This is a genomic window from Halomonas sp. DP1Y21-3 (assembly GCF_019801245.1).
Lineage (GTDB): Bacteria > Pseudomonadota > Gammaproteobacteria > Pseudomonadales > Halomonadaceae > Halomonas > Halomonas litopenaei.
The window spans coordinates 728,484-748,170 of sequence record NZ_JAHVJM010000003.1 but is presented as its reverse complement, the minus strand read 5'-3'; the positions used below and the strand labels follow the sequence as shown (position 1 = coordinate 748,170).

The 19,687-nt window shown below is 65.9% G+C and carries 18 protein-coding genes; 9 read left to right on the top strand and 9 right to left on the bottom strand.

The features are described from left to right. The first annotated feature begins 360 nt into the window (after positions 1-360). The 6 genes from pcnB (at position 361) to KUV74_RS11975 (ending at position 4,955) form a co-directional block, all read left to right on the top strand. Entirely contained in the window at positions 361-1,767 is a 1,407-nt protein-coding gene (gene pcnB / locus KUV74_RS12000) for a polynucleotide adenylyltransferase PcnB (protein WP_045993295.1), read from the top strand. A gap of 5 nt (positions 1,768-1,772) precedes the next feature. Next, complete coding sequence (gene folK / locus KUV74_RS11995) at positions 1,773-2,291, top strand: 2-amino-4-hydroxy-6-hydroxymethyldihydropteridine diphosphokinase (RefSeq protein ID WP_222516429.1); 519 nt, start codon at positions 1,773-1,775, stop codon at positions 2,289-2,291. 205 nt (positions 2,292-2,496) lie between these two features. Then, positions 2,497-3,288 carry a 3-methyl-2-oxobutanoate hydroxymethyltransferase gene (gene panB, locus KUV74_RS11990; protein WP_045993297.1) on the top strand — a complete coding sequence of 264 codons (792 nt, stop codon included), beginning with the start codon at positions 2,497-2,499 and terminating at the stop codon, positions 3,286-3,288. Positions 3,289-3,298: 10 nt separating this feature from the next. After that, positions 3,299-4,147, top strand: a complete 849-nt coding sequence (gene panC / locus KUV74_RS11985) for a pantoate--beta-alanine ligase (protein ID WP_222516400.1) — start codon at positions 3,299-3,301, stop codon at positions 4,145-4,147. Between the two features lie 11 nt (positions 4,148-4,158). After that, positions 4,159-4,539, top strand: a complete 381-nt coding sequence (gene panD / locus KUV74_RS11980; protein WP_045993299.1) for an aspartate 1-decarboxylase — start codon at positions 4,159-4,161, stop codon at positions 4,537-4,539. 41 nt (positions 4,540-4,580) lie between these two features. After that, positions 4,581-4,955, top strand: coding sequence for a translation initiation factor Sui1 (locus tag KUV74_RS11975; RefSeq protein ID WP_045993300.1), 375 nt, complete (start codon positions 4,581-4,583; stop codon positions 4,953-4,955). A 35-nt stretch (positions 4,956-4,990) separates the two neighbouring features. On the opposite strand, the gene KUV74_RS11970 is transcribed toward KUV74_RS11975, so the two are convergent. Continuing rightward, positions 4,991-5,875 (bottom strand): NAD-dependent protein deacetylase, encoded by an 885-nt coding sequence (locus KUV74_RS11970; protein WP_108448693.1) that lies wholly within the window; start codon positions 5,873-5,875, stop codon positions 4,991-4,993. A gap of 165 nt (positions 5,876-6,040) precedes the next feature. Here KUV74_RS11970 and KUV74_RS11965 point away from each other — a divergent pair, with 165 nt between their 5' ends. Then, positions 6,041-6,958: a nuclease-related domain-containing protein gene (locus KUV74_RS11965; RefSeq protein WP_045993302.1), complete on the top strand. Its 918-nt coding sequence runs from the start codon at positions 6,041-6,043 to the stop codon at positions 6,956-6,958. Between the two features lie 155 nt (positions 6,959-7,113). On the opposite strand, the gene KUV74_RS11960 is transcribed toward KUV74_RS11965, so the two are convergent. Then, the gene (locus KUV74_RS11960) at positions 7,114-7,875 is read right to left on the bottom strand and encodes a ribonuclease T2 family protein (protein WP_239452533.1); all 762 of its coding nucleotides are present in this window, start codon (positions 7,873-7,875) and stop codon (positions 7,114-7,116) included. Between the two features lie 133 nt (positions 7,876-8,008). Here KUV74_RS11960 and KUV74_RS11955 point away from each other — a divergent pair, with 133 nt between their 5' ends. Further along, the gene (locus tag KUV74_RS11955; protein ID WP_213229402.1) at positions 8,009-8,788 is read left to right on the top strand and encodes a RimK family alpha-L-glutamate ligase; all 780 of its coding nucleotides are present in this window, start codon (positions 8,009-8,011) and stop codon (positions 8,786-8,788) included. Positions 8,789-8,904: 116 nt separating this feature from the next. Here KUV74_RS11955 and KUV74_RS11950 read toward each other — a convergent pair whose 3' ends face one another. From KUV74_RS11950 to KUV74_RS11920, 7 genes are all read right to left on the bottom strand, one after another. Then, entirely contained in the window at positions 8,905-10,623 is a 1,719-nt protein-coding gene (locus KUV74_RS11950) for a BCCT family transporter (RefSeq protein ID WP_045992375.1), read from the bottom strand. Positions 10,624-10,841: 218 nt separating this feature from the next. Next, a complete protein-coding gene (locus tag KUV74_RS11945; RefSeq protein ID WP_108132170.1) occupies positions 10,842-12,179 on the bottom strand; it encodes a deoxyguanosinetriphosphate triphosphohydrolase in 1,338 nt (445 codons plus the stop codon). Positions 12,180-12,374: 195 nt separating this feature from the next. Then, positions 12,375-13,871 (bottom strand): tripartite tricarboxylate transporter permease, encoded by a 1,497-nt coding sequence (locus KUV74_RS11940; RefSeq protein WP_222516399.1) that lies wholly within the window; start codon positions 13,869-13,871, stop codon positions 12,375-12,377. Positions 13,872-13,873: 2 nt separating this feature from the next. Further along, on the bottom strand, positions 13,874-14,353 hold the full coding sequence (locus tag KUV74_RS11935; RefSeq protein ID WP_045992378.1) for a tripartite tricarboxylate transporter TctB family protein: 480 nt from the start codon (positions 14,351-14,353) through the stop codon (positions 13,874-13,876). A 5-nt stretch (positions 14,354-14,358) separates the two neighbouring features. Continuing rightward, on the bottom strand, positions 14,359-15,345 hold the full coding sequence (locus tag KUV74_RS11930; RefSeq protein WP_222516398.1) for a Bug family tripartite tricarboxylate transporter substrate binding protein: 987 nt from the start codon (positions 15,343-15,345) through the stop codon (positions 14,359-14,361). A gap of 175 nt (positions 15,346-15,520) precedes the next feature. Further along, the gene (locus KUV74_RS11925) at positions 15,521-16,774 is read right to left on the bottom strand and encodes a CaiB/BaiF CoA transferase family protein (RefSeq protein WP_108448687.1); all 1,254 of its coding nucleotides are present in this window, start codon (positions 16,772-16,774) and stop codon (positions 15,521-15,523) included. A gap of 70 nt (positions 16,775-16,844) precedes the next feature. Further along, positions 16,845-17,801: a hydroxymethylglutaryl-CoA lyase gene (locus tag KUV74_RS11920; protein WP_108448686.1), complete on the bottom strand. Its 957-nt coding sequence runs from the start codon at positions 17,799-17,801 to the stop codon at positions 16,845-16,847. A gap of 301 nt (positions 17,802-18,102) precedes the next feature. Here KUV74_RS11920 and KUV74_RS11915 point away from each other — a divergent pair, with 301 nt between their 5' ends. Further along, positions 18,103-19,686 carry a peptide MFS transporter gene (locus tag KUV74_RS11915; RefSeq protein ID WP_045992381.1) on the top strand — a complete coding sequence of 528 codons (1,584 nt, stop codon included), beginning with the start codon at positions 18,103-18,105 and terminating at the stop codon, positions 19,684-19,686. Position 19,687: the final 1 nt, after the last annotated feature.

The window sequence follows — 19,687 nt, the reverse complement described above, 5'->3', positions numbered from 1 at the left end:
ACAACATCATTGCTTGCCTGAAACTCCTTGGTGACTGTGGTGCGTATTCAAGGCGATGCGCCATCACGAAGAAAAATTAGCAGCACGGACGCTGCATCCTGCTTTGATGGGGAGGCCCTTGGCCTCCCCTTCTGCTGTCTGGCCTCCGAGCGTCAAGCCAGTCGTTGCCCCGCCAGACGAGACAGCCCCCAAGGGCGAAATCGCCATGGGCAACAAGACGCTTTGCGCCTCTTCGCAGCTCGAACACTGCGCCGACTGTCGCCCTTGACACCCGAGCGGCTTTGTCCACTGCGCTTTGCAAGGCCGGGAGCGTCCGCTACACTCATCACCTTTCCGTACCCCGCGAGTCCAAATCGCCGCATGATCAAAGGATTTACCCGCTTTCTACAGAGCCCAGGCGAGCACTTGAAGTCGCTGTTCGGCGCTCAGGAAGCCGCCGCAGGACCGCCGATGCCCCGCGTACTCACACGCGACGAACACCCCGTGTCCCGTCGCCAGTTCAGCGAAGCCTCCCTCAAGGTGCTCTACCGCCTGCACAACGCCGGCTACGAAGCCTATCTGGTCGGAGGCTGCCTGCGTGACTCCCTGCTCGGGATCGCTCCCAAGGATTTCGACGTGGCCACCGACGCCACGCCGGAGCAGGTCAAGCAGCTGTTTCGCAATTCACGCATCATCGGCCGCCGCTTCCGTATCGTGCACGTGCGTTTCGGCCGCGAGGTCATCGAGGTCACCACCTTCCGTGGCAAGCCCCGTGACGACCACGGCGAGCATGTCGCCTCCCAGTCCGATGACGGCCTGCTGCTGCGCGACAACGTCTGGGGCAATATCGAGGAAGACGCGCTGCGTCGCGACTTCACCGTCAACGCCCTGTACTACAGCATCGCCGACTTCAGCCTGCATGACTTCGCCGGCGGGGTCGACGACATCGAGTCGCGTACCCTGCGCCTGATCGGCGACCCGGAGACCCGCTACCGCGAGGACCCGGTGCGCATGCTCAGGGCCATCCGCTTCGCCGCCAAGCTCGACTTCGATATCGCCCCGGATACCGAGGCGCCGATCGCCGAGATGGCGCCGCTGCTGTTGCAGATTCCTCCGGCGCGGCTATTCGACGAGATCCTCAAGCTGTTCCTGTCCGGCGAGGGTCTGACCACCTTCCGTCTGCTGCGGGACTATGGCCTGTTCGCGATGCTGTTCCCCGAAGCCGACGAGTGCATGGCCGAGCTACCCTGGGCCGAGCCGCTGATCGAGCAGGCACTGGAAAGCACCGACCGTCGCATTCGCGAGGATCGCCCGGTCACGCCCGCCTTCCTGCTGGCCGCCTTCATGTGGGGGCCGGTGCAGCTGCGCCAGCGCGATCTCGAGGCCGACGGCATGCCCCCCGTTCCTGCCCTGCAGACCGCCGCCCAGCAGGTCATCAGCCGCGAGCTGCAGCACGTATCGCTGCCCAAGCGCTTCAGCATGCCGATGCGAGACATCTGGGACCTGCAGCAGCGTCTGCCGCTACGTCGTGGCAAGCGCGCCTTCCAGACCCGGGACCATCCGCGCTTCCGCGCCGCCTACGACTTCCTGCTGCTGCGCGAGGCCGCCGGCGAACTCGAACCGGGACTGGGTGACTGGTGGACCGCCTTCCAGGAAGCCGACGAGCACGAACAGCGCCGTCTGCTGGGCAAGGTAGGCGCCGACCCTGCCGGCACCGCCGCCCCGCGCAAGCGCCGCCGTCGGCGGCGCAAGCCGCGCCCGCAACAACCGCCGCAGTCGGACGAGTGAGCCAGGTGGGGCGCCATACCCAGGCCTTTATCGGCCTCGGCAGCAATCTCGACGCCCCCCGTCGTCAGGTCGAGCAGGCTCTCGAGGAGCTCGACCGGCTGCCGTTGACGCGTCGAGTCGCGGCCTCTCGGCTGTACGCCAGCCGCCCGGTCGGTCCCCAGGACCAGCCCGACTACGTCAACGCCGTGGCCGAACTCCACACCCGACTGTCGCCGCTGGCCCTGCTCGACCAACTGCAGGCGCTGGAGCAGCGTCATCGACGCGTACGCCAGCGCCACTGGGGGCCCCGCACCCTGGATCTCGACCTGTTGTGGATGGATGCCGCCGAGTGGCGCCACCCGCGCCTCACGCTGCCACACCCGGAATTGGCGAACCGCGCCTTCGTGGTACTGCCGCTGGCCGAGATCGCCAAAGACCTCAGATTGCCCGACGGTCAGACCCTGGCATCGCTGGCCGAGCGCTGGAACGGCGCCCTCACCTCGGGTGATCTATCCCCATTGAACGCCACCGAGGCCGTTCGCTGAGCACCTGGAGCCCAGGTGGCCCGAAGCCTCCAGGCACTCACTAGACGCCGATCGACCTCTACCACTTTGGTCGCTGTTACCTTGAACCCTGCACTGCCTTGGTCAACGTTACCTATCGACACAGATTCACCCATCGGTAACAATCCGCGGTGATCACTCTGGGGCGGTCATAGAACTCGCCCCACCGCCAACACGAGAACACGCCATGACTTCCGTCACCCTGAGCTCGCTGAAGGCTCGCAAGCGCGCCGGTGAACCCTTCAGCTGCCTGACCGCCTATGACGCTTCCTTTGCCGCCGCCGCCGGGCGCGCCGGCATCGACGTGCTGCTGGTCGGGGATTCCCTTGGCATGGTCCTGCAGGGGCACGACAGCACCCTGCCGGTCACCATGGACGACATCCTCTACCACACCCGCTGCGTGGCACGCGGCAAGGGCGACAGCCTGCTGATGGTCGATCTGCCATTCATGGGCAATCCCAGTCGCGAGCGCCTGCTGGACAACGCCGCCGCGCTGATGCGGGCCGGCGCCGAGCTGGTCAAGGTCGAGGGTGAGGGCTGGATGGCCGATGACATCCGTGAACTCACCCGTCGCGGGGTGCCTGTCTGCGCCCATCTGGGGCTGACCCCCCAGACCGTGCATCAGCTCGGTGGCTACAAGGTCCAGGGGCGCGAGGCCGAAGCCGCCAGCCGTATCCTCGAGGACGCCCGGGCGCTGGTCGAGGCCGGCGCCTCGGTGATCCTGCTGGAGTGCGTGCCGGCGAGTCTCGGTCGTGCCGTCAGTGAAGCTCTGGAAGTGCCGGTGATCGGTATCGGCGCCGGCCCCGACACCGACGGCCAGATCCTGGTGATGCACGACGTGCTCGGCGTGACCCACGGGCGGACCCCGCGCTTCGTCAAGAACTTCCTGGCCGAGGCCGAGGACATCGAAGGCGCCTTCCGTCGCTACCACGAAGCGGTGCTGGCGCGGGAGTTCCCGGCTGCCGAGCACTGCTTCTAGGAGGTCTGCGATGCACGTCCATTCCACCATCGCCAAGCTTCGCGAAGCACTCGCGCCTCACCGCCGCAGTGGTGCCCGCATCGGCCTGGTGCCGACCATGGGCAACCTTCACCAGGGTCACCTGGCGCTGGTGGAAGCGGCCCGCGAGCGCTGCGACCTGGTGGTCGCCTCGATCTTTGTCAATCCGCTGCAGTTCGGCCCCAGCGAAGACCTGGACAACTATCCGCGCACCCTCGAGGCGGACCTGGCCAAGCTCGAGGCCGCCGGCTGCGACATGGTGTTCACCCCGACCCCGGCGACCATGTACCCCGACGGCCTCGACGGCCAGACCCTGGTGCGGGTGCCCGAGGTCAGCGAAGGCCTGTGTGGCGGCGCCCGCCCCGGCCACTTCGACGGCGTCTCGACCGTGGTCAGCATGCTGTTCCATATCGTCCAGCCTGACCTCGCCTGCTTCGGCGAAAAGGACTACCAGCAACTGGCGGTCATTCGCCGCATGGTCCGCGACATGCACATGCCGATCGAGATCGTCGGGGTGCCCACGGTGCGCGAGGCCTCAGGACTGGCGCTATCGTCGCGCAACGGCTACCTGAGCGAGGCCGAGCACGCCACCGCCGCCGAACTGCAGGCCACCCTAGTGACGCTTGCGCGCAGCCTCGAGGCCGGCGCCGACATCGACGCCACCCTTAAAGAGGGACGCGCGCGCCTGGCCTCCCACGGCTTTGCTCCCGACTATCTGGAGCTGCGCGCCCGTGACCTCGGCGCGGTGACCGCCACCACCCGTGACGCCATCCTGCTGGTGGCCGCCCGTCTCGGCGCCACGCGACTGATCGACAACCTCACTGTGACGCTACCTCGATAGGAGCCCCCTAGATGTACACCATCATGCTCAAGGCCAAGCTGCACATGGCTCGCGTGACCCACGCCGTGCTCAACTACGAAGGCTCCTGCGCCATCGACGGTGAACTGCTCGACCTCGCCGGTATCCGCGAAAACGAACAGATCCAGATCTACAACGTCGAGAACGGCCAGCGCTTCACCACCTATGCCATCCGTGCCGAGGAAGGCTCCAAGGTGATTTCGGTCAACGGCGCCGCTGCCCACCTGGCGAGCGAAGGCCAGCGCGTGATCATCTGCAGCTACGCCCACTACAGCGACAGCGAACTCGACCAGCACAAGCCCTCCCTGGTCTACCTCCAGGAAGGCAACGAGATCAGCCACACCAGCAACGCCATCCCGGTCCAGCTGGCCTGATTCGACCGCACCATCGCACCACCCGACAGGAGCGCACCACCATGGCATCGCTGAAGGAACAACTCGGCTCGCTGGTCTACTCCACCGAACACGGCGACATCTGCCCGGACTGCCGTGAACCGAAGGACGCCTGCCGCTGCGACGAGATCCAGGACCAGGCGCGCCTGGCCAGCCTGGATGGGGTGGTGCGAATCCGCCGGGAAACCAGCGGGCGCAAGGGCAAGGGTGTCACCACCATCGACGGCGTGCCGCTTGCCGACAAGGAGTTGAAGGCCCTGGCCAAGGAGCTGAAGAAGCGCTGCGGCACCGGTGGCGCGCTGAAGGACGGCGTCATCGAGATCCAGGGCGACCATCGCCAGGTGTTGAAAGACGCCCTGGAGAAGAAAGGCTACAGGGTCAAGCTGGCCGGAGGCTGAGCTCTGGCTCGTCTGAAAAGTGGCTGGGCCGGCGCCTAGCCCAGATCCCGGACCAGCGCTTCCAGCGCCTGATCCGCCGGGGCCTCGAGCTTGACGTCGAACAGTTCATCGGCGCGGGTGCGCCCCAGATTGATGCAGGCCACCGGGCGTCCCGCCTTCACGCTTTCGCGCACGAAGCGAAAGCCGGAATAGACCATCAGCGAACTGCCGACCACCAGCAGGGCGTCGCTGTCCTCGAGCAGCCCTCGGGCGCTGGCCAGCGTCGCCGCTGGCACGTTGTCGCCGAAGAACACCACATCGGGCTTCCAGATACCGTCGCCACAGCGGCCACAGGAGGGCACCCGAAAGCTCGAGAAGTCCGCCTCCAGGTCTGCATCGCCGTCCGGCGCAGGCCGCACCGGCGACGTTTGCGCCACCCACTGCGGATTGCAGCGTGCCAGCTCATCGTGCAGAGCATGGCGCATCTGGCGCGCACCGCAGCTCATGCACACCACCAGATCCGCCCTGCCGTGCAGATCGATGACCCGCCGGGAGCCCGCGCGCTGGTGCAGTCCATCGACGTTCTGGGTGATCACCCCGGAGACCTTGCCGCGCAGCTCGAGCTCGGCGATGGCCCGGTGCGCCGCGTTGGGGCTGGCCTCGTTGAGCACGCGAAAGCCGATCATCGCCCGCGCCCAGTAGCGCTGACGCGAGGCGTGGCGAGACATGAAGTCGCGATGGTCGATCGGCGGCGAGCGCTTCCACTCGCCCTGGGCGTCGCGATAGTCGGGGATACCGCTGGCGGTGCTGATGCCGGCGCCACTGAGCACGGCGATGCGCCGGTGACGACAGACGAGGGCGTACAGCGCATCCATCGCCGACGCTGACGCTTCTCGGTTGACGCAAGTTCGTGCCTCGCTACCGCCGCCGACATTCGTCATTGCTCCTCCCCTTGTGACCGCGCACCAGCACCCGGGACAGGCCCGCCGGCCCTGCCCCCATGGCCAAGACTACCCCCGGGCGATCGATAAGACCAAGGGCGCCATGGCCCAACAGGCACGTCGTTGTCTACAATGGACGGGATTCTTCACGGGCAAGGAGTGCCGATGGCCTGGCTGGACTACCTGCTGCCGCTGTTCTTTCTGTTCCCCCTCGCGGCGGCCGCCACGGTGGTGGTGGCACTCCGAAGCTTGCACGACGCGCGAGTACGCTCGCCGTTCGACGCCCACCCGCTGCGTGAGCCTGGGCAGGCCCTGCGCGATCGGCTGGATCGCGCCTTCGCCACCCTGTTCCTCAACGCCGCCCTCGGCCCCGTGCTGGTGCTGACCCCACTGGTCTACGGCATGGGCCGGATGCTGTTCTCGCGCCACCAGAACTGGATCGAATGGGCGCTCTACGGTGTGCTGTGCACACTGCTGGCGATCGTGGTCAGCTTCCGACTGATGCGTGACTACCAGCGTATCCGTCGCCTGAAGCTGGGGCTCGCCTGCGAACTGGCCGTGGGTCAGGAGCTCGAACGCCTGATTCGCCCCGAGGCCCACCCCTACTTCGTGTTTCACGACGTGCCCGCCGACACCTTCGTGATCGACCACGTGGCGATCACCCCCCACGCCGTCTTCGTCATCGAGACCCGTGCCCGCACCCCGGCCATCAGTCCCGCCGGCGAGACCGAGGACACCGTGGTGGTCGAACACGAGCGCCTGCGCTTTCCCGGCTGGATGGAGCGACGCCCCCAGCGCAAGGCCCGCCAGGCCACCCGCTGGGTCGCTTCATGGCTATGTCGCGAACTGGGACAGCCGGTGCCGGTCAAGGGCATCCTTGCCCTGCCCGGCTGGAAGATCGAACGTGAGGTCCCCGACGACGATCTTGCCGTGGTCAGCGGCGAAGGCCTGGCCGCCCATCTGACCGACGCCTGCCCTGGTATCGCGCCGATGGATCCGACGCTGCACGACCGGGTCATCGAGGCCTTGAACCGGCGAACACTGACGCGGGAACTTGGCCACCTGGAAGGCCCGTCCATCTAGGCTCTGTCCGAGAAGTCGACGAGCGAAGGTTAGACAAGGCAAAAATCGGTGAGAAAGCGCAGTTTACGGGGTGTAAATGAGCATTTTGACCGGGCTGGCGCACCAGACGATTTTTAACGCAGTATTACCGAGCGCAGGCACTTTTCGGACGAGCCCTAGAAGCGGCGCAGCTCGATCCGGCTGGGGCAGCGCCCATGATCCACCGGAGCGAAACTCTTTCTGGCCGGGAAGTCATCGATATGCTCCGCCTCCAGGCCGATGCGCACCTCGGTGAGCAGTCGGTTGCCCGAGCCCCCACACTGCAGCGACAGGGAGCTGCCGGTACCCCGGCCGAAAGCCTCCTCGAAGGCCGCGATCAGCGCATTGCGCCTGACCGTCGAACCTCGGTTGTCGCGCATGAAGTCCCCCAGGGCCCCGGCGTTGACGATCTCGGTCAGCGCCAGGGCACCGTCGAAGAAGTCATCATCGCTGATCGACAGGCAGGCACCGTGCTTGGCGTACTCGTAACGGTCGAGGCAGCTGGCCCTGCCGGGCATGGCGTCGTCGAGCTCCTGTTCAAGCGATGAGCCGATATCGATGGCAGGCCCTGCCTGGCAGAAATCGCCCGCTGGCCTCGGGCGTTCAAGAAAGCAGCCCTGGCGGCGCCACTCGCTGACACTGACGCCCTGTGAGATCAGCCTGACGGGGCGTGACGGCCACAGCCCGTGGATCACGAAGCCATCGTCGGCCCCGACCATCAGCGACGGATCCCGGCACTCTCGTGGCGGCTGACGACGGCTGGCGCAGAACCCGGGATGCCAGGTCAGCGCCAGCACATAATGATCGAAGTGCTCTCGCTCGAGATCCTCCAGTGCCTCACGCTGCTCCTGCGGCTCGTGGGCCTGGGCGCCAGCGACCATGGTGAGGGCCAGCAGCACCGCAGCCAGCGCGCGCCATGGTTGCCGTCGACGGGCTCCCCGGCCGCCCTGCCGCCTTGCAATCGGCGACCACAGTTGGCAAGGTGCGCCGCCTCGCTTCAATCCTCTTTCGTCTTTCTCGGATGACTGTCTCATGAACCTGATCACCTTCGATCCGTTACGGAGTCTGGGGGTCCCGGGGGCGCGATACATCAAGCCTGAGCACATGAATGACCATCGCCAGGCCCTGGCCGATGCCGACGCCCTGCTGTTCCCCGAATACTGGCAGATCAATGCCCTGGCCTACGGCCTCAATCCGCGCGTCTTTCCCAGTCTACCCAGCTATCACCTGGGTCACGACAAGATCGAACAGACCCGCGCCTTCCAGGCCTGCTGCCCCGAGGCAACGCCCGATACCGCCATCCTCGGGGTCAATTCAGACGCCATCCACCAGGTGGAGGCGCGCTTCGGCTACCCGTTCGTGGTCAAGCGGGTGCGCAGCTCCATGGGCGAGGGCGTGCGCCTGATTCGCTCCCGCGAGGCGCTGATCGATCACCTGTCCAGCGAGAATCTGCTCTACGCCCAGCGCTACCTGCCCATCGAACGCGACCTGCGCATCGTGGTGGTCGGGCGCAGGGTGCTGGCCGCCTACTGGCGCGAGAGCCCGCTGGGCGACTTTCGCACCAATGTGGCACGCGGCGGCGAGATCCGCCACGACCCGGTGCCGGCCTCCGCCATCGAGCTTGCCACCACCCTGGCCCAGCGCCTGGGCATCGATCATGCCGGCTTCGACATCGCCATGGTCGACGACGCCCCGATGGTGCTGGAGTTCAACCGGCTGTTCGGCAACCAGGGCATCGACTCCCCCGAGACCAGCGTGGGAGAGGCGATCCTCGAACACCTCGAGCAGGATAGCTGGCGCCAGGCGGCCTGATCCTTGAGCCTTGCTGGTCGCCGCTTTCGGAGCTATCCCCCTTCACAAGATCGACCACAAGAAAACGGGCCACCGTCGCAATGACGGTGGCCCGAGCAGTCGGCGCTGAGCGCTGATTACAGCCGTGAAGGATGGCTCGCCGGGTCGCCCTCCTGGTGGGGCTTGTCGTCATGATCGACACCGTGGTGCTCCCCTTCCGGCAACTCCCAGGTGCCATCCTCGGTCCAGGGATCATCCTCGGGGAATTCCTCGATATAGATTTCCTTGTCGGTGTAGTCCGGCTGATAGCGCAGATCGTAGTGGGCCGCCCGGACGGTCGAGATGCACAACAACAGCGCCACCAGCAGCAAGGGCACACCCCCTACCACCGAGGCCGTCTGCAGGGTCTCGAGCCCACCGATGAACATCAGCACCGCCGGCATGAACGACAGCGCAAAGGCCCAGAACAGTCGATTCCAGCGCATCGGTTCCTCGTCGACCTCCTTCTGCACCACCGCCGCCAGGATGTAGGAGATGGAGTCGAAGGTGGTGGCGGTGAAGATCAGCGCCAGCAGGGTGAAGGCGAAGATCACCAGGTAGCTCAGCGGCAGGGTCGACAGGGTAGCGAAGATCGCCGCCGTGGGGCTCTGCTCGTTGAGGATGGTGACCAGATCCAGGGTGCCGGACAGCTGCAGGTAGAGACCGTAGTTGCCGAGGATGATGAAGAACAGGGCGCATCCCAGGGTGCCGAAGAAGATCGAGCCCGCGACCATGGAGCGGATAGTGCGGCCGCGGGAGATGCGCGCGATGAACAGGCCGACGCTGGGGGCGAACACCAGCCACCAGGCCCAGTAGAAGATGGTCCAGTCCTGAGGGAAGTGGGTGTCCTGGAAATTCTCGAAGCGGGCGAAGGGCTCGGTCCAGGTGCCCATGTGCACCAGATTGCTGAGCACCCTGCCAAGGGCATCCAGGCCGGTACTGGCCATGAACTGGGTCGGCCCGACGATGAAGACGAAGGTCAGCAGCGACACCGCCAGCCAGAAGTTGATGTCCGACAGCACCTTGATGCCCTTCTTGAGGCCGACGAAGGCGCTGTAGCCGAAGACAACGGTACACAGCATCAGCACGAAGATGCGCGTCGCCAGGGTCTTCGGAAAACCGAACAGCTCATGCAGCCCCTCGTTGATCAAGGGCGCCGCCAGTCCCAGGGTGGTGGCACCGCCGCCCAGCATGCCGAACACGAACAGCACGTCGATCAGCTTGCCCGGCCAGCGGTGGGCACGGCTCTCGCCCAGCACCGGCATCAGCGCCTCGCTGATCTTGAGCACGCTGTGATTGCGCACATAGTAGAAGTAGGCAATGGGAATCGCCGGGATCAGATAGATCGACCAGGCCACCGGTCCCCAGTGGAAGATACCGTAGGCCGCCGCCCAGCGCGCCGCATCCGGCGACTGAGGTTCCACATGGAAGGGTGGCGCCTGGTAGTAGTAGATCCACTCGATCATCGACCAGTAGAGGATCGAGGCGCCGATACCGGCGCAGAACAGCATCGCCGCCCAGGACAGGGTCGAGAACTCCGGCTGCTCCTCAGGGTCACCCAGCTTGATCTGGCCGATATCGCTGAACACGATGAAAAGCATGAAGCCGCTGGCCCCGAGCCCCAGGGCCAGATACAGCACACCAAGTTCATTGGTAATGAAGTTCTTGGCCGCGATGACCCAGGTTGCCCCCTGTTCGGGGAACACCACCAGAGGCAGAGTGACAGCAAGGAGAAGAAACAGCGAACCGAAGAAGGTGGGCTTGTCGATCGCATCAAAGCCTTGATCGGAAGAGGCGGGGGAGGATTTCCTTTTCACGGGCCATACCCTTGTTATCGTTTTCCCCAGTATACGCAGCCTTGCTGCATCAAACGTCATCCATTGACTTAGGCCGCGCAGCGACAAACGCCCTATCATCCGCCGCTGGGCTCCCTTGGCCGGAACGCCCTGGTTCAATCGCCCGGCAGCTTGCCACCCATCTCCTGGGCCAGATCAACGGCTTGAGAATCGTGCTCGAGCGGCTTGCCTACAACCGTTCAATCACCGCGTAGCTTGCCGCCCATCTCCTGGGCCAGGTCGACCGCGTAGTGATCGGTCATCCCACCGATAAAGTCGAGCATGCGTCGATAGCTGTCGTACAGGGACCAGGACGGCAGCGGGGTGTTCTCGCCGATCAGCGCCAGCACCCGCTGGTGCTTGAAGCTCGAATGGCCGGTGTGGTGCAACTCGTGGGCCGCGCCGATAAAGGCCTCGAGCAGAATGCCGAGGGTGGTGTAGGCACCGATCTCCAGCTTGGCCTTGCGGGTATTGCGGAAGATGCGCTTGCGCGCCAGCTGCTTGGCCAGCTTGACCCCCCAGTCCAGATCCGGGTGGCACAGCTCCAGCAGGTCATCCTGAAGCGTCCCGGAAAGCAGCTCCTGCTCGTGCTCGACGAACACCTGGCCCACGTCGGTGACCGCTCGCTCCATGGCCGCCCCTCGCAGCGCCGCGATACGCCGGCGTTGAGACACACCGGTACGGTTCATCTCGGCGTAGTCCGACGGCTCGCCACCGGCGATCTGGGTCAGGATCTCGGCCACCTCGTCGAAGGCCAGGATATCCATCTCCACCCCGTCCTCGAGGTCGAGCAGGGCGTAGCAGATGTCATCGGCGGCCTCCACCAGCCAGGCCAGCGGATGGCGACACCAGCGGTGCTCGCCCTGGGGAATCAGTCCCAGATGGTCGGCCACCTGTTCAAGTGCACCGAGTTCGCTCTGATAGCAGCCGAACTTGCCGGCCTTGCCACCGTGGGTCACCGTCCACGGATACTTGAGCAGGGTACCGAGGGTCGCTGCGGTCAGGCGCATGCCGCCGCGAAACTGGTTGTACTCGATCTGGGTGACGATACGAAAGCCCTGGGCGTTGCCTTCGTAGGTCAGCAGGTCCTCGCGCTCCAGCGGCGACAGTCCATCGAGCAGCCCGCTGCCGTTGACCTCGGCGCACTTGAACCAGTCGCGGATGGCGTACTCACCGGCATGGCCAAAAGGTGGGTTGCCGATGTCGTGCCCCAGACAGGCCGCCTGGATGATTACCCCCAGATCCGCCGGGGTGATCCAGTCGGGCAGGCGGTCACGCAGCAGCTCGCCCACGCTCATGCCCAGCGAACGGCCGACGCAGCCCACTTCAAGCGAGTGGGTCAGGCGGGTGTGGATATGGTCGTTGTCGGTGAGGGGATGCACCTGGGTCTTGCGTCCCAGGCGGCGAAAGGAGCCGGCGAAGACGATGCGATCGTGATCCTTGTGGAAGGGACTGCGTCCCACCTCGTCACGAGTCCCGCCACGCGGATCGTGCAGTCGGCCCGGATCGAGCAGTCGTTCCCAGTTCATGGTCTTCATCGATGGCCCCTCCTTGTGGCCCTCCATTCTGACACCCGGGACGACACCTGCAAGGCCACGACCGCGAGGTCTGCAAGACCCTCATGACAGGCCCTAGGCGCATCGATGGAAAGTCGATGGAAAATCGATGGAAAGGCCCGGTGGATACACCTCCACCGGGCCCTCTTTCTTTAGCGACGCTTTAGCGACGCTTCTCTACGCCAGCCGACGCTTGAGCATCATGGCGTAGACCGCCCCGGCCACGATCAGGGTGGCGGCGAAGGCGTAGATGCCTATGGAGATGCCGCTGTTGACCAGGATGCTCCAGTCACCACCGCTGATCGACATCGCCCGGCGCAGATTGAACTCCATCTGCCCACCCAGCAGCAGGCCGAGCACCACCGGCACGGTGGGAATCTCGAGCTTTCTGAGCACATAGCCGAGCACCCCGAAGGCCAGCATCATGTACAGATCGAAGGGACTGTTGTTGAGCGAATAGACCCCGACAAAGGCGATCAGTACCACCATCGGCATCAGCAGCCAGCTGGGGGCCTGCAGCACCCGGGCGAACAGTCCCACCAGCGGTACGTTGAGCACCAGCAGCATGATGTTGCCGATAAACAGCGCCGCCACCAGGCCCCACACCATCTCGGGCTGCTGGGCGAACAAAAGCGGCCCCGGGGTGATGTTCATCGACAGCAGCAGGGCCAGCAGAATCGCGGTGGTGCCGCTGCCGGGAATGCCCAGCGACAGCATCGGAATCAGCGCACCACCGGCGGCGGCGTTGTTGCCTGCCTCGGGCGCGGCCACGCCCCGCGGGTCGCCGTTGCCGAAGTCACCCTTGCTTCCCAGCCAGCGCTTCTCGAGCATGTAGGACAGGAAGCTGCCGAGCGAGGCGCCGGCGCCGGGCAGCACCCCGGAGACGAAGCCGATCAGCGAGCCACGACCGATGGTGCCCTTGCAGGAAAGCGACGCCTTCATCCCCGGCCAGGCCGAGCCCAGCTTGATATGCGGCTTGTCGGCGTCATGGCGCTGTTCGAGAAACACCAGGCATTCGGAGATGGCGAACAGTCCCACCAGGGCCACGATAAAGTCGATGCCGTCGTAGAGTTCGAAGGTACCGAAGGTGTAGCGCGCGACGCTGGACACCGGGTCGATGCCCACGGTCCCCAGCAGCAGGCCCAGACAGGCGGCGATGAAACTCTTGGTAAAGCTGCCGCTGGTCACCCCGCCGATGGTGGCAAAGGCCAGCAGGAACAGCGCGAAGTACTCGGCCGGACCGAACTTGATCGCCAGGTCCACCAACAGCGGCGCGAACAGCGTAAGTCCGATGGTGGCGATGGTGGCGCCGACGAAGGAAGCCACCGCCGACAGCCCCAGGGCCTCGCCGCCGCGCCCCTTGAGCGCCATCGGGTAGCCGTCCAGAGTGGTCATCATCGCCGGCTCGTCGCCGGGGATATTGAGCACGATGGAACTGATCCGCCCACCGTACATGCAGCCATAGTAGACGCTGACCAGCAGGATCAGCGCGGCGGTAGGATCCAGGCCGAAGTTGAAGGCCAGCGGGATCATCAGCGCCACCCCGTTGACCGGGCCGAGCCCTGGCAGCGCCCCGATCAGGGTTCCCACGGCGCAGCCGATCAGCGCCAGCAGCAGAAATTCCGGCTGGGTCGCCACGGCGAAGCCCTGAGCAAGAAAGGCTAGCGTTTCCATGATCAGTGTCCCCCTCCCCACCAGGGCACATCCGGCAAGGGCATGCCGAGGGCAAACTCGAACAGAGCGTAAAGCCCGAGCGCCAGTCCTGTGCCGGCGATCAGCGCCTGGCCCCAGGCCGCGCCGAACAGCCGCGTCAGTACGATGGCGCAGGCCAGGGTGGCGGGAACAAACCCCAGCGGCTCGAGCAGGCCAGCGTAGGCCGCCAGCAGCAGCAGCACCGCCAGCTGTCGGGCCAGGCCGGCACGATCCGGCCAGCGCTCGTTGAAGCCCGGGCGCAGGATCAGGTAGGCCGACAGCGCCGCCAGCGGCAGGCTGACCAGCCGGGGGAAAGCCCCCGGCCCCACCGGCTGCATGAAGCCGGTGACGAAGCTATGAGAATGCCACCAGGCCCCCAGCGCCAGCACCAGCAGCACCGCGCCGGCCAGGCGATCGCCGACCTGGGCCGGCCGGCGATGCTGGTGAGCGTCGAGGTCGCTCATCTGACTCATTGAATAACCCCGATCTCGCGCGAGATAGCCTCGACGCGCTGGATGGATTCCTCGACAAAGCTCGAGAAGTCGTCACCACCACGCCACAGCGGCACCAGGCCATTCTGGGCAGCCACGTCCTTCCACTCGTCGCTGGCGTAAAGGGTCTCGAGGTCTTCGACCATGCTGGCGTAGTCCTCGTCGGAGACCTCGCCGCCGGTGTAGAAGCCGCGCCAGTTGTAGCCGGTGACGTCATAGCCCTGGCTGACCGCGGTGGGCAGCTCGTCGAAGGGCTCGGGCAGGGGGTCGTCCGACATCACCGCCAGTACCCGCACGTCACCAGACTCGATGAAGCCGGCGACCTCGCCCAGGTCGGTAGAGACCACGTCCACGTGGTTGCCCATCATCTGGGTTACCGCGGGGCCGCCGCCGTCGAACTGCACCCAGCGCAGGGCGCCGACCTGGTCGCCGGGCAGGCCCGCGGCCTTGGCCAGCATCAATGCCCGAATGTGATCCCAGCCACCGGCACCGCTGGAGCCGGCCATGGCCACCGAGGTCGGATCGGCGACGATGGCCTCCAGCAGTTGCTCGAGGGACTCGTACTCGCTCTCGTCGTCGACCAGGATGACGCCGACGTCGGTACCGAGCATGCCCAGCCAGCGCATGGTCTCGGCACCCCCGGGATAGCGACCCTGGGCAATCTGGGTCATGCCCACGGTGCTGGTGGCGACGATCAGGTTGCTGTCATCGGCACGCTTGGAGGCCACGTTGGAGAAGGCCACCGCGCCGACACCGCCGGGCATGTTGGTGACCTGCACCGAGCCGTCGGTCAGTTCCAGGTCGGTGAGCAGCTTGCCGACGCTGCGGCAGGTGAAGTCCCAGCCGCCACCGGGGTCGGCCGGGGCGATGCACTCGTCGATGGGCAGGGCGCTGGCCGAGGTCGAGACACCGAGGCCGAGCGCGAGCAGCGGCAGGCCGAGGCGAGTGGTCAGAGTCGAGGGCATGGAAGGCTCCTTGTTTTTCGTTGTTGGCGTTTTCGTTGTGGGTGTTGCGGTCCTGCGGTCCTGCATCGTTGTCACCAGCCGGCACCGGCCATCTGGCGGATTGCCTGGCGGTTGTCGAGTCGCCATCTTGCGCGGCCACCCGCCTGGCGTTGTCCGGCGGGGACCGCCACCCAGCCTAGACGATCCCGCGCTGGCGCAGCGCCCGACACTCGTCGGCACCGAAGCCGAGTTCGGCCAGTACCTCGTCGGTATGCTCGCCAAGCTGTGGCGCCGGTCGCTGGATCATCGCCGGGGCCTCGCGCATCTTCACCGGAAAGCCGGTGGTAGCGATCTGTCCGGCCTCGCCCTGATCCAGGGTCAGGCGCATGCGCTGGTCGATGATCTGGGGGTCATCGAAGGTCTCGCGCAGATCCTGCACTCGGCCACAGGGCACGCCGGCGGTGTTCAGGTGTTCGATCCAGTCGTCCACACTGCGCCGGCGCGTCACCTCGTTGAGGATCTCGCGCAGCGCCTCGCGGTGCGCCATGCGCTGGGCGTTGTCGGCGAAGCGCGGCTGCTCAAGCAGATCGACACGACCCAGCGCCTCCAGCAGACGACGCACCATGGTCTCGCTGCTGGGGGCGATGGCGACCTCGCCATCGCTGGCCTCGAACAGGCCGTAGGGGTAGAGCATGGGATGGTCATTGCCGGTACGCCGGGGGACCTCGCCGGTGGCGAAGTACTCCGCCGCCAGATAGCCCAGCATCGCCACCAGGCCGTTGGTCAGGGCGGTCTCGAGAATCTCGCCCTGGCCGGTACGCTCGCGACGCACCAGTGCCGCGCTGACCCCGAAGGCCAGGTTGAGGCTCGCCACCATGTCGCTGATCGGTGGCGCGGCGCGCATCGGCTCGCCCCCCTCGACCCCGTTGACGCCCATGAAGCCGCTCATGGCCTGGGCGACAAAATCGTAGGCGGGTCGGTCGCGGTAGGGCCCGGTGGATCCGAAGCCGTTGATCCGCCCCACCACCAGGCGCGGGAAGCGCTGCCTCAGGGTGTCGTCGTCGAGTCCCATCTTGGCCAGCACCCCGGGGCGGAAGTTCTCCACCAGCACGTCGGCGTCCTCGAGCAGACGGTTCAGGATCTGACGCCCTTCGGGCTCGCGCAGATTGAGGGTGATCGAGCGCTTGTTGCGGTTGAACTGGGCAAAGTAGGCGCTGAAGCCGTTGACCATATTGCCCTGGCGGCGGACTACGTCGCCCTCCCCCGGGGTCTCGATCTTGATCACCTCGGCGCCGTGATCCCCCAGCATCTGGCTGGCGAAGGGGCCGGAGATCACCCGGGTCAGATCGATCACTCGTATGCCGGCCAGGCTGCCCGGGGCAAGGCCGGTGGCGTCCTGGGTCGATGGCCGCGGGTCGTCGCTGTCATCCCTGCCGGGGCTAGCATCCATAGGTTTGCGTATCCGTCGGTATGTCTGTGGTGGTGGTGTCGTTTTGCCTTGCCAGGTTCAGGGATCTGACTCAGCCCTTCGCGGTGGGCACCGCATCGGGTCGATGCAGCCTGAGCCGAGTGCCGGCTCGGGCCAGCTGAGAGCCCGGCGCACGTTCCAGTCGCCGCGCGGCAAGCCCCGCCACCTCGATCAAGGACTCCAGCGATATGCCGGTGTCATATCCCAGCTCCTCGAGCAGGTAGATCAGCTCCTCGGTGGCCAGATTGCCGCTGGCGCCTGGGGCGAAGGGACAGCCGCCAAGACCACCGACCGCACTTTCGTAGCGCGTGACGCCAAGCGACAGCCCCTGCATGACGTTGGCCAACGCCAGGCCCCGGGTATTGTGAAAGTGCAGGATCGGCCGCGCCGCTGGGGCCTGTTCGGCGATCTCACCCACCACCCGCGAGACCACGGCGGGCGTGGCCATGCCGGTGGTATCGCCAAGGGTGAGGTCATCGATACCCAGTTCGCCGAGGCGACGCGCCAGCTCACCGATGCGCCCGGCCGGCAGGTCACCCTCGAAGGGACAGCCGAAGGCCGTGGCGATGGCGCCCTGTACCTCGATACCGCTGCCGGACAGGCGCTCGACGATATCGGCGAAACCGGCCAGGGAGGCGTCGATCGAGCGATTGACGTTGCGCGCGTTGTGGGTCTCGGAGGCGGACACGAACAGCACCACCCGATCGATGCCCACCTCCAGCGCGCGCTCGGCACCGCGCAGATTGGGCACCAGGGCGCTGAAGCGGGCATCCGCCAGCCCCTTGGCGGCGGCCACCAGTTCCGCGGCGTCGGCCAGCGCCGGTACCGCCCGGGGACTGACGAAAGACGTCAGCTCGAAGCGCCTGAGTCCGGCCCGGTGAAGCCCGTGCAGCAATTCGAGCTTGTGCTCGGTGGACAGCACCCGCGCCTCGTTCTGCAGGCCATCACGAAGCCCCACTTCGGTCAGTTCGATTCTGGCAGGTGCTCGCTGGGGCGGCGATGACGTCATGGCGAAGAAGTCCCTAAAAGTCGATATTTCACCAATATAGAGGCTATTGGCTCATGTTGGACATACGCCTTTTCGCTGAGACGTCCGTACGCTGACGGTGCCAGACCGCAGAGGTATTCCCCTTGACCGGTGATTTCCATAAAATTCACCGCCCAAATCGTGATCCACAGCAATTTTTGTTGCGGACTCGCACATTATCGTGTTCTTCACACGTTTTTCTGTTCGCATGCCGCCTCCGTCCCGGGGCGCTTGATGTAGAGGCGTCGACGTTCGCCTTCCCACCCTGAAAAGGCCTGGTTTCATGCAATCCACTTCCTCCGACGGCTCGGCCGCCGACAAGGGCTTCTTTGGTCACCCCCGCGCCCTGGGGCCACTGTTCTTCACCGAGATGTGGGAGCGCTTTTCGTTCTACGGCATTCGCCCCATGCTGGTGCTGTTCATCGCCGCCTCACTGTTCGACGGCGGGCTCGGCTTCGACCCCAAGACCGCCGCTGCCATCGTCGGCATCTACGGTGGTGCCATCTACCTGGCCGCGCTGCCCGGCGGCTGGCTCGCCGACAACTGGCTCGGCCAGCGCCGGGCGGTGTGGTACGGCTCCATCCTGATCGCCTTCGGTCATCTGTCCATCGCGCTGTCGGCCCTGCTCGGTGCCGTCGCCTTCTTTGTCGGGCTGATCTTCATCGTGCTCGGCACCGGGCTATTCAAGACCTGCATCTCGGTGATGGTCGGCAGCCTGTATGACGAAAGCGACGTGCGCCGCGACGGCGGCTTCGCCATCTTCTACATGGGCATCAACATCGGCAGCCTGTTCGCGCCGTTGTTCACCGGGCTGCTGATGGACTCGCTGGGCTGGCACTGGGGCTTCGCCATGGGCGGCCTTGGCATGCTGATCGCACTGCTGCTGTTTCGCCTGTGGGCGGTGCCCGCCATGCAGCGCGCCGACGCCGAGCGCGGCCGCGCCTCCACCTGGGATGCCCCGGCCCAGCGCCGTCGTCATGTCGGCCCCGTCGTATCGCTGTGCCTGGCGCTGATCGCCGCCCTGGTGGCGCTGGTCGCCACCGGCGTGGTGACCATCGACGCGCGCGCGGTGGCCGAGGCCATGACCAGCGTGCTGATCGTCGCCTCGCTGGGCTTCTTTGCCTACCTGATGCTGTTCTCTGGACTCAGCGGTGACGAGCGTATTCGCGTCACCATCTGCTTTGTGCTGATCGTCGCCGCCGCCTTCTTCTGGGCCGCCTTCGAGCAGCAGCCCACCTCCTATAACCTGTTCGCGGCCAACTACACCGACCGCAACGTGATGGGCTGGGAGGTCCCCACCCTGTGGTTCCAGTCGTTGAACCCGGTATTCATCGTGCTGCTGGGTCCGCTGTTCGGCTGGCTGTGGCCGGCGCTCGGTCGTCGCCGACTGGAACCGGGCAGCCCGATGAAGTTCGTCCTCGGCCTGCTGCTCGCAGCCTGCGGCTTTGGCCTGATGGTGCTGGCGGCGCAACAGGTACTGACAGGCACAGGGCTGGTGTCACCCTGGTGGATCGTCGGCAGCATGCTGCTGTTGACCCTGGGCGAGCTGTGCCTGTCGCCGGTGGGGCTGTCCACCATGTCGGGGCTGTCGCCGCGTCGCACCCAGGGCCAGTTGATGGGCCTGTGGTTCACCGGCGCCGCCCTCGGCAACCTGGTGGCTGGCTTGATCGGCGGTCACGTCAACGCCGAGGAGCTTCAGCAGTTGCCGGAACTGTTCGGGCGGTCGGCCATCGCTCTGGTGATCTTCGCCGGGGTGCTGCTGTTGCTCGTGCCGGTGTTCAAGCGCATGCTGAAGCATCACCGTCTTATCGATCCGGCGGCCGCCCACCGCGCGGACGCCGAAGCCATTGTCAGAACAGGAGTCTGAG

Coding starts and splice junctions, on each gene's coding strand:
- panB (WP_045993297.1), top strand. CDS start 2,497: ATGACTTCCGTCACCCTGAGCTCGCTGAAGGCTCGCAAGCGCGCCGGT.
- KUV74_RS11970 (WP_108448693.1), bottom strand. CDS start 5,875: ATGACGAATGTCGGCGGCGGTAGCGAGGCACGAACTTGCGTCAACCGA.
- KUV74_RS11955 (WP_213229402.1), top strand. CDS start 8,009: ATGAACCTGATCACCTTCGATCCGTTACGGAGTCTGGGGGTCCCGGGG.
- KUV74_RS11915 (WP_045992381.1), top strand. CDS start 18,103: ATGCAATCCACTTCCTCCGACGGCTCGGCCGCCGACAAGGGCTTCTTT.
- KUV74_RS11945 (WP_108132170.1), bottom strand. CDS start 12,179: ATGAAGACCATGAACTGGGAACGACTGCTCGATCCGGGCCGACTGCAC.
- panD (WP_045993299.1), top strand. CDS start 4,159: ATGTACACCATCATGCTCAAGGCCAAGCTGCACATGGCTCGCGTGACC.
- pcnB (WP_045993295.1), top strand. CDS start 361: ATGATCAAAGGATTTACCCGCTTTCTACAGAGCCCAGGCGAGCACTTG.
- KUV74_RS11935 (WP_045992378.1), bottom strand. CDS start 14,353: ATGAGCGACCTCGACGCTCACCAGCATCGCCGGCCGGCCCAGGTCGGC.
- KUV74_RS11940 (WP_222516399.1), bottom strand. CDS start 13,871: ATGGAAACGCTAGCCTTTCTTGCTCAGGGCTTCGCCGTGGCGACCCAG.
- KUV74_RS11925 (WP_108448687.1), bottom strand. CDS start 16,774: ATGGATGCTAGCCCCGGCAGGGATGACAGCGACGACCCGCGGCCATCG.
- KUV74_RS11920 (WP_108448686.1), bottom strand. CDS start 17,801: ATGACGTCATCGCCGCCCCAGCGAGCACCTGCCAGAATCGAACTGACC.
- panC (WP_222516400.1), top strand. CDS start 3,299: ATGCACGTCCATTCCACCATCGCCAAGCTTCGCGAAGCACTCGCGCCT.
- KUV74_RS11975 (WP_045993300.1), top strand. CDS start 4,581: ATGGCATCGCTGAAGGAACAACTCGGCTCGCTGGTCTACTCCACCGAA.
- KUV74_RS11930 (WP_222516398.1), bottom strand. CDS start 15,345: ATGCCCTCGACTCTGACCACTCGCCTCGGCCTGCCGCTGCTCGCGCTC.
- KUV74_RS11965 (WP_045993302.1), top strand. CDS start 6,041: ATGGCCTGGCTGGACTACCTGCTGCCGCTGTTCTTTCTGTTCCCCCTC.